Below are 16,172 nucleotides of genomic sequence, written 5' to 3'. Positions count from 1 at the left end.
ATAGGTGCGGTTGGGTCCTCCTCCTGTGCCTCAGGCGGAGGACCCCGGCGGACCCACCAGGAGCGCCAGAACGGTGAGGACGACGACGAGGGCCACGCCCACCACAACCGCGCGGGAGGGGTGGGCCAGGAGCCCGGCAAGGACCCGCTCGGGGAAGCTGCGCGGTGTTCCCTGCTGGCCCGGGCGGGCATGATCGCTGGGGGAGGCGAGGCGCCACGTGGGCAGGATCTTCCCCTTGGCCTCGACATCGCTCTCGAACGGCAGCGTGGCGAAGGGCAGGATGGACGAGCCCAGGCCGAGCAGGCCCCGGCCGAGGGACCAGCGGCTGTCAATCCACACGGCCACGGTCACGACGACATAGGAGATGAAGACGATCCCGTGGAGGAGCCCGCCAATGCGGACGCCGAGCTCCGTGGTCTTGGTGACGTACTTCAACGCCATGCCGATCAGGAGGAGGGCCCATGTCACGGCTTCGGCGCGGGCGACGAGCCGGTAGAGGCGGACGGGGGACATGAGCTGGGGTGCGGGGTCTGCGAGCGTCACATTATGAGTGTGCCAGGGGCTCCTGGGAAGCACCACCGCGCCGGGCGCGCTGGGCCGCCTCACGCATGCGGGAGACGGCGGACCGCGCAGCGGCGGGGCCCTTCTGGCGGGCCGTGAGCCACGCGCGCAGGGCCGCGTACTTCGCCGGCTTGAGGGGGACATCGTGCAGCGGCGGGTACTCGGCGATCTCCTTGGAGAAGGAGAGCTTGAAGCGCTCCAGGCGCCGGAGCTCGGGCCAGATCTCGGAGCCGATGCCGGTCAGGCCGGCTGCGGTGTTGCCGCTGGCCCGCAGGTCCAGGAGGAGGCGGTTGAGCATGACGGGCATGACGCCGGCCTTCTGCGCGGCCTTGGTCGAGCCGGCGAAGTAGTAGGAGCCGCGGCCGTGGTATTCGTTGGAGATGGCCCACGCCACGGGGGCCTCCGGGGCCGGCTCGCCCTCGGCGGCGGGCAGATACGTGGCGTAGAGGCGCACGTTCTCCGGCATGACGTCGAGGAGTCGGACGAAGAAGTGCTTGGGCTGGACCTCGAAGCCGTCCCGCTCAGCGGTCTCCTCGAAGATGGGGAAGCACCAGCGGGAGAAGAACTCGGAACGGTTCTCCGTGATCTCGCGGACCTCGACCCGGTTGCGGCGCCCCCGGTTGATGAGGTTGCGCGTCGTCGAGGAGAACGTCTTCTTGAGGTCCTCCGGCGTGTTCGCGAGGGGGACGATGACCTCGCGGTCGAAGATGCCGCGCTCGATGGCCAGGCGCGTGCCCGGGATGGCCTCGGGGTGGGCCACGCCCATGCGGATGTACATGGGGTCCACGGAGGGGTCACGCTTCAGGTGATTGGCCAGGGTCTCGACGAAGCGCCGCTCGGCCTCCGGCGTGCGCTCGGCGACGAAGACGGGGCCCGTGAGGGAGACGATGGAGGAGCGGATCTTTCGCTGAAAGTGCTCGGCCCGCATGAGAGCAACCAGCTCCCCGTGCTCTCGCATGACGATGTAGCCGTACTCACTGCGGCCCGGGTCGCTGCCGTCCATCATGCGCGTCCAGATGCCGCTCTGCTCGAACGGGACATACACCGAGCCAGCCAGGGAATCGACGATCGCGTCGAATTCAACCGGGGAGACAAGCTCGAGGTCGTAGAGGCGGGACGAGGGTCCTGTCACAGGATGGCCTTTCTCAGCGCCGGGTATGGCGCGGCGCACGAAGGCGCGGGTGGGGGCGGGGATCCTGGCCAGTCTATCGGGCGGATGTGATCGCGGCGTATCAAGCCACGGTCTGAGTCGTGGCGTTCACGCCGCGTCAGCGCCGCGGTGGAGAGAGCATTCCTGCGCCTAGCTGGAGAGGTCTCGGCTGGGGTGGCTCTCCGCCGCCAGCTTCTGAGCCCAAGACGGAGTCGGCCCGGGCGGAGCGCTGCTCCACCCGGGCCGATGATCAGGCATGCTTGCCCTAGTTCTTCGCGATGCTCTCCTGGGCTGCGCCGGCCTTCGGGCGCGTCACGGCGGCGCGCGCCTTGCCGGCCAGGTCCTTGGCTCGGCTCACGGCGTCCCGCGCGAGAGCCGGTCCCTGAGACCTCGTGAGCAGCGCCGCGCGCAGGGCGCGGTACTTGAGCGGCTGGAGGGGGACATCGAAGAGGCGGGGAAGCTCGTCGATCCGCTTGGAGAAGCGCAGCTTGAAGTTCTCCACGCCCTTGAGCTCCGGGAAGCGCTCCGAGGTAATCCCCGTCAGGCCCACCTCCCGGTTGCCCGTCTCCGTCAGGCGGAGCAGGATCGTGTGCATGAGCGCGAACATCGCACTCGTCTCCTGGGCCCTGTGGTTCGAGGCGCCGTAGAGGTAGCAGCCGCGCCCGTGGTATTCGGTGGTCAGCATCCACGCGACGGGGATCTTCTCGGCGGCCTCCGGAGCGTCGTCGGACGCAGGAGCGTAGGCGACGTACAGGCGTGAGTACTCCGGAGCGTCCTCAAGGACGGAGACGTAATGCGCGGCAGGCAGGAGGCTGAACGCATCCCGGCTGGCAGTCTCCTCCATGATGGGGAAGCACTCCGTGCGGAAGACCTCGCCCCGGTTCTCCGTGATCTCGCGGACCTCGACGCCGGCGCGAGCCGCCCGGTTGATCCGCGTGCGAGCGGTGGAGGAGAAGGACTTCTTGAGCGCCTCGGGGGACTTGCCGAGCTCGACGACGACCTCGCGCTCGTACAGGCCGCGCTCGATCGAGCGGACCGTGCCCGGCACGGCATCCGGGTAGTCGAGGAAGACGCGCAGGTACATGGGGTTGATCGTCGGGTCCTGGCGAGCGTGTTCAGCGAGGGCCTCGACAACGGCCTTCTCCAGGGCGGGCGTGCGCTCCACCGTGAAGACCGGGCCCGCCATGACGACGAGGGACTCGCGGGTGCGCCGCACGTAGCGGTCCACGGACGCAAAGGCCACGAGCTCGCCCTCGCGCTTGAAGTGGAGGAAGGCGTAGTGGCTGCGGGCGCCGTTGGCGATATCCACCCCCGCCCACGCGGCAGACTGCTCAAAGGGCACGTGCAGCTCAACCGGTAGGGCCGCAATCGTGGATTCGTGCTCGGAAGCTGACACGGGTTCAACGGTGAGTCGCGAGGAATTCATGGGGTCCTGTCGTCTGGCGCCGTCCGCTGGCAGGGAGCGCAGCAGAAGGGCGTCATCGGGTAAGTCGGGGCAGGCGCGCGCGCTTCGCCGATATGAGGAGGGGAGGGGGTGGCGCGGCCTGAGACCGCGCGATCCCGCCCCGCAGGGGTGCAGGACGGGATCGTGTGGCCTCTGAGGGTCCGAACTCTAGAGCTCGGAGTCCTGGAGGGGATGCCTTACTTGGCGACCGGGATGTTGAGCTTGTGGCCCGTGATGATGAGGTCGGCGTGGATGACCGTGTCCTTGTTCAGCTCGTAGAGGGCCTTCCAGCCACCCTCGACGTTGTACTTCTCCGCGAGAGCGGAGAGGGTGTCGCCAGCCTGGATCGTGTACTCGAAGGTCTCGCCTGCGGTGGCCGGAGCCTGTGCGGCGGGTGCCTGAGCAACAGGTGCCTGTGCCGCGGGTGCCTGTGCGGCGGGAGCCTGAGCAGCCGGTGCCTGGGCAACGGGGGCCTGTGCGGCCGGAGCCTTGTAGGCCGGGGCCTGGAGAGCGGCGGCGGGGGCCTGGACAGCGGCAGCCTGCTGGACCGGAGCGGCAGCGGCGGCCGAGGAAGCGCCAGCCTTGCCGTAGAGGCCAAGCTTGGCGGAGCAAGCGGGCCATGCGCCCCAGCCCTGGAGCGCGAGGAGGCGCTCGCCGGCCTGGATCTGCTGCTCACGGCTGGCGTTCGCGGGGGAGCCGCTCATGCCAACGCCGTTCCAGGACTGCTGCGTGAACTGCAGGCCGCCGTAGAAGCCGTTGCCCGTGTTGATGGCCCAGTTGCCGCCGGACTCGCACTGCGCGAGGGCGTCCCAGGTGGAGGCATCCGCTGCCTGAGCGGAGGTGCCGGCGAACCCGAGGGAGACGCCTGCCAGGGCGAGCGCTGCTGCGCCGCCGCGGACCGTACGGTTCATGGTGAAAGTCTTCATGGTGAATGCTCCGAGGGTCACCTACGCTCAGACCGTCCCCGGTCTTCACTGCGCCGCCCGCCAACCGCCGATGATAAGAGGTCAGTTCCGGTGTCTGCCATTCTGGGGGCGTGTGGTGTGGGCAGACCCTGCATTGCTTACTGTCCGGCCGGGGAAGTATGAAACCAGCCAGTTGTCCCTCTCGTGAGGGGCACCCACGAGGGGCGCTGTTGCCTCCACGTTATCGGACTGTTATCGAATGTCAAGCACCCGCGCGTCTCGTGACCTTCAGGTGACCTCCAGGTTTCCCCGGGGATGAGGGTAGTTATCCACAGGCGTTATCCACAGTGTGGATTTCTTACATCGATGTAGTTCACGTCCGCATCGGCGTCGTGGCGGGGGAGACCGATCGCTGTCCACTTATTCACAACCATGTGGATAAGATGGAGCCGGCCTCGTTCCACGCGAGCCGCGCCTCCTGTGGAAGTGTGATCAGCCCCATCGTTGCGGCCCGTTCCCCACCCGATCCGCTCCCCAGGACCGCCGAACGTCACCGCTTCGTGACCCTCTCCCCAGGCACTCCCCACGGGCAGCTCGCCGGAACGGACTCCTTTGCACCTCGTCCAAGTCCTCATGACCCTCGTGGCAGTGGTCGTCGTCGTCCTCATGGCCCGCCCCCTGGGGGAGCGGTCCGGCGTCAACGCCGCCCTGATCCTCACCGTCCTCGGAATCGGCGTGTCCTTCCTGCCGTTCGTCCACGTGGAGGCCCTGGAGCCGGAGCTCGTCCTTCTCGTCATCCTGCCGCCCATCCTCTACGCGGCGGCCGTCAACGTCTCCCTCCCGGACTTCCGTGCCGAGATCAAGCCGATCATCCGCCTGTCCGTTGGACTCGTCGTCTTCACGGCCTTCGTCACAGGCCTGATCGCCTGGTGGCTCCTGCCCATCGGGTTCGCGGCGGCCCTGGCCCTCGGCGCCGTCGTCGGCCCCCCTGACGCGGTCGCCGCCATGGCCATCGGCAAGAAGCTCGGCCTCCCGCGCCGCGTCATGACGCTCCTCGAGGGCGAGTCCCTCCTCAACGACGCCACGGCCCTCGTCCTGCTGACGACCGCCATCTCCGCGATCTCGCAGCAGGCCAGCCCCGGCGGCGTGGCCCTGGGCTTCCTCATCTCTGTCGGCGGCGGCATCCTCATCGGTGTCGTCGTCGGCTTCCTCGTCAACAAGGTGCACACGCTGACGAACGACACGACGATCGCCACGGGCGTCTCTCTCATCACCCCCTGGCTCGCGTTCGTCCCGGCCGAGGAGATCCACGCCTCGGGTGTGCTCGCCGTCGTCATCGCGGGCCTCGTCATCGGCCACAAGGCCCCCGTCGTCCAGACGGCGTCCGCGCGCCTGGCCCAGTCCGTCAACTGGCGGACGATCTCCTTCCTCCTCGAGCACTCCGTCTTCTTCCTCATCGGACTCCAAGCCAGCCAGATTGTTGAAGGGGTTCACGACGCCCATCACGACACGGCCAGCACGTGGATCGCCGTCGTCGTCATCTACCTGGGCGTGGTGGCCGCGCGGTTCGTCTGGGTGTTCTCCTCCTACCTCGGATTCTTCGGCCGGCATCGGCGGGGCCAGCAGAACCTCAGCTGGCAGCAGGCCTTCGTGCTCTCGTTCGCGGGCATGCGCGGCGTGGTGACCCTGGCGTCCGTCTTCCTCATCCCCGAGGACACCCCGTACCGGGACGTCATCGTCCTGGCGGCGCTCTTCGTGACCGTCGCGTCTCTGCTCGTGCAGGGGCTGTCGATGCCGTGGGTCGTGCGGAAGCTGGGCGTCGTCGGGGCGGGCGTCCGCAGCGAGATCCTCCAAGAGGCGCACATCATTCAGCGCCTGGCGGTCACGGGAAAGAAGCGCCTCGACGAGGTGGCGGCTGCCGATGGCAAGCCGGAGAACGAGTCGGATCAGGCCGTCATCGACCGCCTCGACACCCTCAATCAGGTGCTCGCCAACCGCGTGTGGGAGCGGCTCGGGCGTCAGTCCGACGGGGAGGCGCCGTCACACCTCTACCGCCGCTACAGGCTCGAGATGATCAAGGCGCAGCGAGCCGAGGCTCTGACCATGGGCAACGAGCGCAGCGTCGACTACGAGGTGCTGCAGAAGGTGCTCGCGGGGCTGGATGTGGAAGAGGCGGGCCTTGAGTCGGCTGAGGCCGCGGAGACCCTCGAGCCGGAGGCCGACGACCAGGTGATGACGGACCGGTGCGTGCACCTCGTGGACACGGACGGCTGGGACCCCGCGCCCCTCTCCGACGTGTGCGAGGACTGCGAGGCCGAGGGCCTCACCCCCGTCCACCTGCGCCTGTGCATGCAGTGCGGGTACGTGGGCTGCTGCGACTCGTCCCCGGGCGAGCACATGACCAAGCACTTCAAGGAGTCGGGCCACCCCGTGCTGCGGTCCTTCGAGCCGGGCGAGGCCTGGCGCTGGTGCAACGTGGACCACCTCCTCTCCTAGCGCCACCCCGGGCCCCTCCCCTCCCGTTCCGCGGCGAGGTTCGCACAGAAATGGGCCCCCAGCGTGCGAAACCCGCCCCGGAACGCGGGTGGGAAGTGGCCGCCCCGACGTACACTTCTGTGTCATGAGCCACACCTCCGGATCGCGCACCAGCTCTTCTCCCTACGACCTCATCGTCATCGGCGCCGGGCTTGCGGGCCTCACGGCGGCCGCCGAAGCGGCAGAGGCAGGCCTCCGCGTCGCCGTCCTTGAGCAGGAGGGCCCGCAGAGCCTCGGCGGCCAGGCCTTCTGGTCCTTCGGCGGTCTGTTCCTCGTGGACTCGCCGGAGCAGCGCCGCCTGGGCATCAAGGACTCCGCGGAGCTCGCCTGGCAGGACTGGGAGGGCTCGGCGGGGTTCGACCGCCCCGAGGACCACTGGCCCCGCGAGTGGGCCAAGGCCTACGTCGAGTGGGCGGCTGGCCCCAAGCGGGAGTGGCTCAAGCAGCAGGGCCACCGCCTCTTCCCTGTCGTCGGCTGGGCTGAGCGCGGCTCCGGTCTCGCCCGCTCGCACGGCAATTCCGTGCCCCGCTTCCACATCACCTGGGGCACGGGCCCCGAGCTCGTGGAGGTTCTTGCGCGCCGCTGCCGCGCCCAGGAGGCCATCGGTCGCCTGGACTTCCTCTTCCGTCACCAGGTGGATGAGATCCTCACCTCTGGCGGCGCTGTCGCCGGGGTCAAGGGGACGGTTTTGGCGCACGACGACGCGCCTCGCGGCACCGCAACCTCGCGCGAGCCCGCGGGCGAGTTCGAGTTGAGCGGCCCCGCCGTCGTCGTCGCCACGGGAGGAATTGGAGGCAGCCTGGACGCGGTGAGGGCCGCCTGGCCCGAGCGCCTGGGCGCCGCGCCGAAGGACATGGTTGCGGGCGTTCCCGCGTACGTGGACGGCCGCGGCATTCAGATCGCCCGGCAGGCCGGTGGCGCGGTCATCAACGAGGACCGTATGTGGCACTACGTTGAGGGCATCAAGAACTGGGACCCGGTGTGGAAGAACCACGGCATTCGCATCCTGCCCGGCCCAAGCTCCCTCTGGCTCGACGCCACCGGGCGCCGCCTGCCCGTCCCGCTGTTCCCCGGGTTCGACACGCTGGGCACGCTGGAGCACCTGCGCACCACGGGCCACGACCACTCGTGGTTTGTCCTCACCCCTGCGATCATCGCCAAGGAGTTCGCCCTCTCCGGCCAGGAGCAGAACCCGGACCTGACGGGCAAGTCCGTCAAAGCGGTGCTCTCCCGCGCCACGCAGGGCATCCCGGGGCCTGTGCAGGCGTTCTTGGACCACGGCGAGGACTTCGTCCAGGCGGACACGGTGGAGGACCTGGTGCGGAAGATGCAGGCCCTCGAGGGCGGGGAGGTGCTGGACGGCGAGCAGGTCGCGCTCGAGATCGAGGCCCGTGACCGGGAGATCGCGAACCCCTTCACGAAGGACCTTCAGGTCACGGCGCTGCGCGGCGCCCGCAACTACATCGGGGACCGCCTCATCCGGACCGCCAAGCCGCACCGCCTCCTCGACCCGGAGGCCGGGGGCCTGATCGCCGTGAAGCTGCACGTCCTGACGCGCAAGACGCTGGGCGGCCTCCACACGGACCTCGGGTCCCGGGTGCTGGGGCACGACGGCGAGCCCGTGCCGGGGCTGTACGCCGCGGGCGAGGCTGCCGGGTTCGGCGGCGGCGGCGTCCACGGGTACCGCTCGCTTGAGGGCACGTTCCTCGGCGGCTGCCTGTTCTCGGGTCTGCGGGCGGGCCGCGACGTCATCGCGCGCAGCTGATCCGCGCCCGGGCCCCCCGTTGCGTGGCGACTTCCGACGGGTCCCCCGTTGCGTGGCGATTCCCGACGGGGCCCCCGTTGCGTGGCGATTTCCGACCACGAACCCGCCTGAAACCGTGCGAGACTCGCCGCCGAATAGGAGAGGAGAGGGGGAGGCGGGTCTAGAGGCAAGTCAGCGAAAGTCAAAGTGCAAAAGTAGAACTTGGTGCACTTCAAGTCTTACAGTTTCAGTTGCACTTTGACAGTATGAGTTGTACTTTGGCGCTATGACGTGGACCGTTGACCGCCTCACGGAGGCTCTGGCCGCCCTCAGGATCCATCGCGGGGACTCGACGCATCTCGAGCTCAAGCGCGCGGCAGGCGGGCTTCCGCAGTCATGTGCCGAGACGATCTGCGCTTTCGCGAACATGCCTCGCGGCGGAACCATTGTCTTGGGTGTGGACGAGGCTCGCGGCCTGGAGGTCACCGGGGTCGAGGACCCCGCGCGACTGGCCCAGGGCCTCGCCGCGCAGGCCCGCACAGCCGTCAACCCCTCCCCGCACGTGGAGATCGAGACGCTCGTCGTCGATGGCCGGCCCGTGGTCATCGCGGACGTCGTCCCCCTGCCTTTGACCGAACGCCCGGCCGAGACGCGCGGCCGGGCCTACCTCCGCCAAGCTGACGGGGACTATCCCATGCAGCCCCACGAGCTCCGCATGATCGAGGTCCAGAAGCTCCACGCTGACGAGGCGGTCCACTATGACCGAACCCCCGTCAACGGCCAGACCGCGGATGACCTGGATCCGGGGATCCTCGCCGACTACCTGAGTGAGGTGCGCCGCTCGAATCCGCGCCTCAGGGACGAGGATGACGCGGCAATTCTCCGCCAGACGGGAGTCACCACCGCCTCGGGCTCGCTCACGCTGGCTGGTCTGTACGCCATGGGGCGCTACCCCCAGGGGGAGGAGCCGTCCCTCACCGTGACCGCGGCGGTGCAGCTGCCGTACAGCGCGTCCGGGGGCCGCACGCGCAACCTCCAGGACTTCACGGGGCCCATCCCGGCGCTGCTTGAGGAGATCATGGACTGGGTGGCCCAGAACGTCCCCACAGTCCAGGCCTACCGCGAGAGCGGGCACATGCGCTCGGTCCCGGAGTATCCCCTGGACGCCGTCCGTGAGCTCGTCGCCAACGCGCTGGTCCACCGGGATCTTGGTCCTGACACGCTCGGTGCGGGCAAGAGCATCCAGATTCGCCTCACTCCGAGGGGCCTGTTCATCGTCAGCCCTGGGGGGCTCAAGAACGTCTCTGTCGAGCAGCTGCGCAGCGAGGAGCACGCCCAGGCGGCGGTCAATCAGCGTCTCTACGCGATCGCCAAGAAGCTCCGCACACGGGATGGCGACGCGGTCGTCGAGGGCGAAGGCGGCGGGCTGCGTCTCGTCCACCGCGCCTCAGCACGCGCGGGCCTCCTCCCGCCGGCCCTTGATGACACCGGCGTCCAGTTCAAGGTCACGCTCTGGGCGCCGGTGCGCGACGGCGAGACAGCGCCCCGCGCCGGGACCTCGTCCGGGACGGGCTCCGTCTCCGGGGTTCCGGAGCAGGTCCCGGCCCTGCCTGACATGTCCCAGGCGGACGACGACGGTGCCGCCGCCCCCACCCCCGCGGCAGCCTCAGCGCACGCGGCGGCCGCCACGACCAAGAACGGCCCCGTGATCCTCGCCGCGCTGGCCCAGGCCGGCCGGCCCCTGCGATTCTCCGAGCTCCGGGCGGCTGCTTCCCTCTCACCTGGCCAGGTGCGGTATGCGGTGGGTGCGCTCCTCGACGCAGGGGTGCTCCGTATGAACGGCGGCCAGGGGGAGAGGACGACGACGTACGAGCTCACCGCGGCCCCCGCCGGCGCCCCCGAGCGCCCTACGCCCCTCCTTGACCCCGTTGGGCGGCGAATTTCAACCAAAAACCCGGCCTAAAACGTGCGAAACCCGCCCCGGAACGGGAGTGGGAGAGGCGGGGACGGGGGCGGATGAGGCCAGCCTGACCGCCGCTCGCCGGTGAGCCGACTACCCTCAGAAGTATGAGCCACGCAATCGATCTCAACAGCGACGTTGGAGAGTCCTTCGGACGGTGGACCCTCGGGGACGACTCGGCCGTCATGGAGTCCGTCTCCAGCATCAATGCCGCCTGCGGCTTCCACGCAGGGGACCCGTCCGTCATGCTTGCCACCTGCAAGACCGCCGTGGAGCGGGGGGTCACCATTGGCGCCCACCCCGCGTACCGTGACCTGGCCGGCTTCGGGCGGCGCTTCCTTGACGCCTCCCCCGCGGAGCTCACCGCGGACGTCATCTACCAGATCGGCGCCCTCCAGGCGATGGCCTCTGTGGCGGGCGGACGGGTGGCCTACGTCAAGCCCCACGGCGCCCTGTACAACACGATCGTGCATCACGAGGCGCAAGCCGCCGCCGTCGTCTCCGCGATTGCCGCAGTGGACCAGAGCCTGACGCTCCTGACCCTGCCCGGCTCCGTGGCGGGCCGCCTCGCAGAGGAGGCCGGCCTGCGCGTGGCGCACGAGGCGTTCGCGGACCGCGCCTACATGCCGGACGGCAGCCTCGTCTCCCGCCGCGAGCCCGGGGCCGTCCTCACCGAGGAGCAGATCCCGGAGCACGTCACGCGGATCGCCAACGGCGAGATCAAGGCGATCGACGGCACGATCATCCCGGTCACCGCCCACAGCATCTGCGTCCACGGGGACTCCCCGGGCGCGGTGGCCATGGCCGCCGACGTCAAGCGGACCCTCGAGGCCGAGGGCATCACCATCAGGAGCTTCGCATGACCCAGGACCCCACCAGCAGCACCCCCACGGGCCCCACTGGGTACCGCCGCTCCTCCCGCCGGGCCGTCCTCTTCGAGTTCGCGGACCTCGAGTCCGTGGTGACCGCCCAGGCGAACCTCGCGGAGCGCCCCGTCGAGGGCATGGTGGAGCTCGTCGCCGCGGCCCGCACCCTCCTCGTCGAGGTGGACGCCGCGGAGAAGCTCCAGGCGGCCATCGATGACGTCATGAGCCGCGCCGTCGTCCTCCGGGAGGCGAGCGAGGGCAAGCTCGTCGTCGTCGAGACGGTCTACAACGGCGAGGACATCGCCGCCGTGGCGCGCCTCGCAGGCCTCACCGAGGATCCGACCGCCGCCCGGGACGCCGTCATCGAGGCCCACACGGGCACGGAGTGGACCGCCGCCTTCGGCGGGTTCGCCCCCGGCTTCGCGTACCTCACGAGCGAGGATCAGCGCCTCACGGTGCCACGCCTCGACTCGCCCCGCACCGAGGTTCCCGCGGGATCCGTGGCGCTCGCGGACGGCTTCTCGGCGGTCTACCCGCGCTCAAGCCCGGGCGGCTGGCAGCTGATCGGCCGCACGAAGGCCCGCCTGTGGGACGTGACCAAGGAGGCCCCCGCGCTCATCCAGCCAGGGGACCGTGTGCAGTTCAAGGCGATCCGCGAGCAGGTCTCCATACCGCCCATCAAGCTTCCGAGCTTCATTCGCTCCGCGCGGCACCTGGAGATCCGGGACCCGGGCGTCTTCGCCACCATCCAGGACCTTGGACGCCCGGGCCTCGCCCGGATCGGCGTCACTCGCTCCGGCGCTGTTGACCGCTGGGGGCTGCGCCGCGCCAATCAGCTCGTGGGCAACGAGCCGGGCGCCGCTTGCGTGGAGTTCATCGGCGGCACGTTCCGTCTGGCGGCGCGCACGGACCAGGTCGTTGCCGTGACCGGCGCGCTCGTGCCGATCAAGATCACCACCCCGGACGGTCGCACGCGCCGCGCCGTGACCGAGGCGCCGCTTCAGCTCAAGCAGGGGGACCGGCTGCACGTGGGCGCCCCCGAGGCGGGCCTGCGCAGCTACCTCGCGGTCCGTGGCGGGTTCGATGTCGCGGAGATCGTCGGCAGCCGCTCCACGGACACGCTCTCGGGCGTGGGCCCCGAGCGCCTCGTCGAGGGCACCCGCCTTGCGGTCCTCCCGCCGGCCCCGAAGTCCTTCGTGGGCGACGCGGGCTCGCCCGTCGAGGGCCTCCCGGCTGCCGGCGGCGAGGCGACGACCCTGCGCATCACCCTCGGTCCCCGCCAGGACTGGTTCACGGACGAGTCCCTTGCGGCGTTCCTCGCCGGCGAGTACGAGGTCACCCAGAAGTCCAGCCGAGTCGGCGTCCGCTTCACGGGCCCGGCCCTGGAGCGCGCCGCCGAGGGCGAGCTCGCCTCCGAGGGCACCGTGGCCGGCGCCCTCCAGATCCCCAAGGACGGCCTGCCCGTCCTCTTCCTCCAGGATCACCCGGTGACGGGCGGCTACCCCGTCCTCGGCGCGGTCATCGACGAGGACCTGTGGATCGCCGGACAGCTCCCGCCCGGCGCCACGGTGCGCTTCGCCGTCGTCGACTGACGCCGGCGGGCTCGTCACCCGCTGCCTCTGGCCGGCCGGGACCCTGCAGATCTCTCTGCTGACCCCGGCCGGCCACGAGGCGGGAACGCGAAAGCGGGCGGCACCCACGTGCCGCCCGCTTTTCTGTGCCCTGTCGATGCCGGGTCAGCGCCAGCGCATCATCATGATGAAGCCCACGAGGATCAGCCCGAAGCCGGCCGCGATGTTGCCCTGGCCCCATGCCGCCACGGGGCCGTTCGCCTGCATGATGTAGAACGCCACAACCCACAGCAGGCCCACGACCATGAGCCCGAACATGAGAACTTTGTACCAGGTCGGCAGGGGGGTGCTGGCTTTGGGCGCGGTCTTGCTCGAGGACACGGGGATGGGCCGGTCCTGGAACGCCGCAGGCATCTCGTCGATGTCCTTGCGGAGGGTCCGGGTGGACTTCCCGGCGGGTGCGGACGAGCTCTTGGAGCGTGAGCGCTTCGTGGACATCGCTTCCTCGGGGTCGGGGTCGGGGCCTGGGTCTCCGGGCCTGGTCGGGTCCAGTCCAGTCTACGTCCGCTTCGGCTCAGGGCTCTTCGAGGAGGAGGGGGACGACGACGGGGCTGGCGCCGTCGTCGGCCGCGTCCTGCGAGGGTCCAGGGTGATGGTGAGACGGATCTTGGTGCCGGCCGGGATGGACGCGTGGGCCTTCTCCGACTGCTCCGTCACGGTGCCGAAGGAGCGTCCGCGCGTGAAGGCGTAGCGGATCTCATAGGGAAGGCGGAGGTCGTCCGCCTCGAGCCGTCTGATGGCGTCTGCACGCTTGAGGCCCACGAGGGACGGCATCGTCACGCGACCCGAGGAGACGGTCAGGACCACCTCCGTGCCGACGGCCACATCCGTGCCGGGCTGGGGGGTGACGCTCATGACCTTGTTCTCCGAGACCTTCGCCGAGTTCTGCTGAGAGGTGGTCACGGTGAAGCCGAGGTCCTCCAGACGGCGACGCGCCTCGGCCTCGTCCAGGCCATCGAGACGGTCCGGGACCTTGGCGTGGCTCGGGCCGCTGGAGACGAGGATCCGCACGGCCGCGCCGCGGTCGGCGGGCTTGCCGGCCTCGGGCTCCGTGCCGAGGACGGAGCCGCGCGGGGAGTCGGAGGGCGATTCCTTGGTTCGGTACTTGAGCCCGGCCCGGCGGAGCGCCGCCTGGGCTTCCTCGAGCGTGCTGCCCGCAACGGGGGGAACCGTCTCCGTCATGGGCTCAGCCGGCCCGGGGGCGGCGCCTCGGAGGGCACCCACGCTGGCGGCAACGGCCGCGACCCCCGCGGCGCCCACGAGCGTCATGACGGCCCGCCGGGAGAGGCGGCGCTTGCGCGCGGCGGCCCCGGCGTCGTCCGCACCCCCGCCCGGCACGGACGCCGGACCGCCCGCCCCGGAACCGCCCGCCCGTGCGTCACCCGCGCTGGCCCCGGAGAGCAGGTCCTCGAGAGGCGCCTCGACGGGGTCGGGGACGTTCTTGCCGTGCGACGTCATGGCGGGCTCCGGTCAGAGGCCCCCGCTGCGCGACGCGGTGGCGGACGCCGAGGGGGTGTCCGTTTCGGTCCCGGAGGGAGTGGCGCTCGCGGAGGACGGGGTGGAGCTGGGGGTGGAGCTCGGGGTCGGGGACGCCGAGTCCGAGGGAGTGGGGGTGGGCGTCTGCGTGCGCTTGGGGCCCGAGGAGATCACGTAGGAGACGGTCGAGCCCTTGTCCACGCTTGTTCCTTCGCCCGGCGTGACGCGGATGACCGCACCCTTGGGAACGGAGTCCGAGCTCTCCTCGCCACCCTTCTCGGCGGCGAGTCCCGCCGCCTCTATGGCGGAGACCGCCGAGGACTCCGAGCGGCCCACAAGCCCGCTCGGGACGGTCACCTTGGCCGGGCCGGTGGAGTACGTGACGGAGACCGAGGAGCCCTTGTCCAGCTGGCCGGAGGGGTTCACGTCGGTGACGAGGCCGGAGTCCATCGAGTCGCTCGGTTCCGGCACCAGGTTGACCGTGAGACCGAGCTTGATGAGCTCGTCCCGGACCTTCTCGTAGTTGCGCCCCACGTAGCTCTTGGGGTCGACGCTGATGCTCGTAGGAGTGGCGGACGGCGTCTTCGTGGGGGTGGCGGTGCTTGCCGAGGGGCTCGGTGTGGCCTCCGGCTTGGGCTCAAGCCACCCCTGGAGGCGCCCGGCGGTGAGGCCGGCCGCGATGACGAGCCCGATGAGGATGATGAGCGTGATGAGCGGGAACGTCAGGCGGGACCGGCGGCGCGGCGGGCGGCTCCCCTGCCCCCGGGGCGGGACGGGACCGTGCGAGTCAGTCGAGTCGTCCATGTAGGAGTTCTCGACGGCGCGGCGGGCGCCGGCGGCGGACGAGTACTCGTCGTCGTCGGCCAGGCCCAAGGGGCCGTGGGAGGCGGCGGAGGAGCCCACAGCGGCACCGACGGCTGCGCCTGCCCCGAGCGCGGGGAGGGCCGAGGTGCGGGGGTGGCCGTCCTCTGCGGCGCGGCGGCCGGGGGAGGAGGCGAGCGTGCGCGTGACCTGGCCCGTCGGGGTGGTGTCCGGTCCGTTGAGGAAGCGGCCCACGCCGGGGACCGCGCGAACGGCGTCCTCCACGCGCCCCTCGAGGAGCGCGTCGGCGGCCTCGGCGAGGAGGTGGGCGTTGCCGGGGCGGTCGGTTGCGTTCTTCTCCAGCATGGACATGATGAGGCCGCGCACGGGCGCCGGCACGGACTCGGGCAGCGGGGCGGGCTGATCCTGCACCTGCGCGAGGGCGATCTGGATCTGGGACTCGCCCGTGAAGGGCCGGTGCCCGGCGAGGAGCTCGTAGCCGATGATGCCGAGCGCATAGATGTCACTCGAGCCCGAGGCCTGCTGGCCCGTGGCCTGCTCCGGGGCGAGGTACTGGGCCGTGCCCATGACCTGGCCCGTGGCCGTCAACGGGACCTGGTCCGCGAGGCGGGCGATGCCGAAGTCCGTGATCTTGACCCGCCCGTCCGGCATGCAGAGGATGTTGCCGGGCTTGACGTCTCGGTGGACGAGCCCCGCGTCATGCGCCGTCGCCAGGGCCTTCGCCGTCTGCGAGATGATGCTCAGCGTCCGGTCCGCGTCGAGGACCTTCTCCGTCTCGATGACGGAGGAGAGCGGCTTGCCGGGCACGAGCTCCATGACGAGGAAGCCGGAGCCGTCCTCCTCGCCGTAGTCGAAGACGTTGGCGATGGCCGGGTGGCTGAGGAGCGCGGTGTGGCGGGCCTCGGCGCGGAATCGCTGCAGGAAGGCCGTGTCGCCGGTGTACTCCTCCTTGAGGATCTTGATGGCCACGCTCCGGCCAAGGATCGAGTCGGTGGCCTTCCAGACCTCGCCCATGCCGCCGATGGCGATGCGCTCGGTGAGCTCGTACCGATTGCCGCCGACCGTGTTTCCCTTCATG

12 protein-coding genes are annotated in these 16,172 nt (G+C 70.3%); 5 read left to right on the top strand and 7 right to left on the bottom strand.

What is annotated here, in order from left to right; genetic code table 11:
* Window positions 1-30: 30 nt before the first annotated feature.
* From J2S35_RS05075 to rpf, 4 genes are all read right to left on the bottom strand, one after another.
* On the bottom strand, window positions 31-543 hold the full coding sequence (locus tag J2S35_RS05075) for a DUF3817 domain-containing protein (RefSeq protein ID WP_309850537.1): 513 nt from the start codon (window positions 541-543) through the stop codon (window positions 31-33).
* A 1-nt stretch (window position 544) separates the two neighbouring features.
* The gene (locus J2S35_RS05070; RefSeq protein WP_309850535.1) at window positions 545-1,693 is read right to left on the bottom strand and encodes a lipid II:glycine glycyltransferase FemX; all 1,149 of its coding nucleotides are present in this window, start codon (window positions 1,691-1,693) and stop codon (window positions 545-547) included.
* A gap of 283 nt (window positions 1,694-1,976) precedes the next feature.
* Window positions 1,977-3,137, bottom strand: coding sequence for a lipid II:glycine glycyltransferase FemX (locus J2S35_RS05065; protein ID WP_309850532.1), 1,161 nt, complete (start codon window positions 3,135-3,137; stop codon window positions 1,977-1,979).
* Window positions 3,138-3,352: 215 nt separating this feature from the next.
* Window positions 3,353-4,081, bottom strand: a complete 729-nt coding sequence (gene rpf, locus J2S35_RS05060) for a resuscitation-promoting factor Rpf (RefSeq protein WP_309850529.1) — start codon at window positions 4,079-4,081, stop codon at window positions 3,353-3,355.
* Between the two features lie 591 nt (window positions 4,082-4,672).
* Between rpf and J2S35_RS05055 the strand changes: the two genes are divergently transcribed.
* The 5 genes from J2S35_RS05055 (at window position 4,673) to J2S35_RS05035 (ending at window position 12,757) form a co-directional block, all read left to right on the top strand.
* Window positions 4,673-6,556, top strand: a complete 1,884-nt coding sequence (locus tag J2S35_RS05055; protein WP_309850526.1) for a Na+/H+ antiporter — start codon at window positions 4,673-4,675, stop codon at window positions 6,554-6,556.
* Between the two features lie 124 nt (window positions 6,557-6,680).
* Window positions 6,681-8,360 (top strand): FAD-binding dehydrogenase, encoded by a 1,680-nt coding sequence (locus J2S35_RS05050; RefSeq protein ID WP_309850523.1) that lies wholly within the window; start codon window positions 6,681-6,683, stop codon window positions 8,358-8,360.
* A gap of 265 nt (window positions 8,361-8,625) precedes the next feature.
* Entirely contained in the window at window positions 8,626-10,302 is a 1,677-nt protein-coding gene (locus J2S35_RS05045) for an RNA-binding domain-containing protein (protein ID WP_309850520.1), read from the top strand.
* Window positions 10,303-10,406: 104 nt separating this feature from the next.
* Window positions 10,407-11,162 carry a LamB/YcsF family protein gene (locus tag J2S35_RS05040; RefSeq protein WP_309850517.1) on the top strand — a complete coding sequence of 252 codons (756 nt, stop codon included), beginning with the start codon at window positions 10,407-10,409 and terminating at the stop codon, window positions 11,160-11,162.
* Window positions 11,159-12,757 carry a 5-oxoprolinase subunit B/C family protein gene (locus tag J2S35_RS05035; protein ID WP_309850514.1) on the top strand — a complete coding sequence of 533 codons (1,599 nt, stop codon included), beginning with the start codon at window positions 11,159-11,161 and terminating at the stop codon, window positions 12,755-12,757. Before J2S35_RS05040 ends, J2S35_RS05035 begins: the two co-directional genes overlap by 4 nt.
* Window positions 12,758-12,901: 144 nt before the next feature.
* Here J2S35_RS05035 and J2S35_RS05030 read toward each other — a convergent pair whose 3' ends face one another.
* Genes J2S35_RS05030 through J2S35_RS05020 form a run of 3 tightly spaced genes read right to left on the bottom strand, consistent with a single transcriptional unit; the run spans window position 12,902 to window position 16,171 of the window.
* A complete protein-coding gene (locus J2S35_RS05030; RefSeq protein ID WP_309850512.1) occupies window positions 12,902-13,234 on the bottom strand; it encodes a cell division protein CrgA in 333 nt (110 codons plus the stop codon).
* Between the two features lie 60 nt (window positions 13,235-13,294).
* Entirely contained in the window at window positions 13,295-14,254 is a 960-nt protein-coding gene (locus tag J2S35_RS05025; RefSeq protein ID WP_309850509.1) for a PASTA domain-containing protein, read from the bottom strand.
* Between the two features lie 12 nt (window positions 14,255-14,266).
* The gene (locus tag J2S35_RS05020) at window positions 14,267-16,171 is read right to left on the bottom strand and encodes a protein kinase domain-containing protein (RefSeq protein ID WP_309850507.1); all 1,905 of its coding nucleotides are present in this window, start codon (window positions 16,169-16,171) and stop codon (window positions 14,267-14,269) included.
* Between the last annotated feature and the right edge of the window lies 1 nt (window position 16,172).

Source organism: Falsarthrobacter nasiphocae, assembly GCF_031456275.1.
GTDB classification, from domain to species: Bacteria; Actinomycetota; Actinomycetes; order Actinomycetales; family Micrococcaceae; genus Falsarthrobacter; species Falsarthrobacter nasiphocae.
Note: the sequence above shows the minus strand (reverse complement) of the source record. Positions and strands in the feature narration are given on the sequence as shown.

What these genes read in the sequence shown, in the direction of transcription:
- rpf (WP_309850529.1), bottom strand. Translation starts at nt 4,081, where the DNA reads ATGAAGACTTTCACCATGAACCGTACGGTCCGCGGCGGCGCAGCAGCG.
- J2S35_RS05025 (WP_309850509.1), bottom strand. Translation starts at nt 14,254, where the DNA reads ATGACGTCGCACGGCAAGAACGTCCCCGACCCCGTCGAGGCGCCTCTC.
- J2S35_RS05040 (WP_309850517.1), top strand. Translation starts at nt 10,407, where the DNA reads ATGAGCCACGCAATCGATCTCAACAGCGACGTTGGAGAGTCCTTCGGA.
- J2S35_RS05035 (WP_309850514.1), top strand. Translation starts at nt 11,159, where the DNA reads ATGACCCAGGACCCCACCAGCAGCACCCCCACGGGCCCCACTGGGTAC.
- J2S35_RS05065 (WP_309850532.1), bottom strand. Translation starts at nt 3,137, where the DNA reads ATGAATTCCTCGCGACTCACCGTTGAACCCGTGTCAGCTTCCGAGCAC.
- J2S35_RS05045 (WP_309850520.1), top strand. Translation starts at nt 8,626, where the DNA reads ATGACGTGGACCGTTGACCGCCTCACGGAGGCTCTGGCCGCCCTCAGG.
- J2S35_RS05050 (WP_309850523.1), top strand. Translation starts at nt 6,681, where the DNA reads ATGAGCCACACCTCCGGATCGCGCACCAGCTCTTCTCCCTACGACCTC.
- J2S35_RS05030 (WP_309850512.1), bottom strand. Translation starts at nt 13,234, where the DNA reads ATGTCCACGAAGCGCTCACGCTCCAAGAGCTCGTCCGCACCCGCCGGG.
- J2S35_RS05020 (WP_309850507.1), bottom strand. Translation starts at nt 16,171, where the DNA reads ATGAAGGGAAACACGGTCGGCGGCAATCGGTACGAGCTCACCGAGCGC.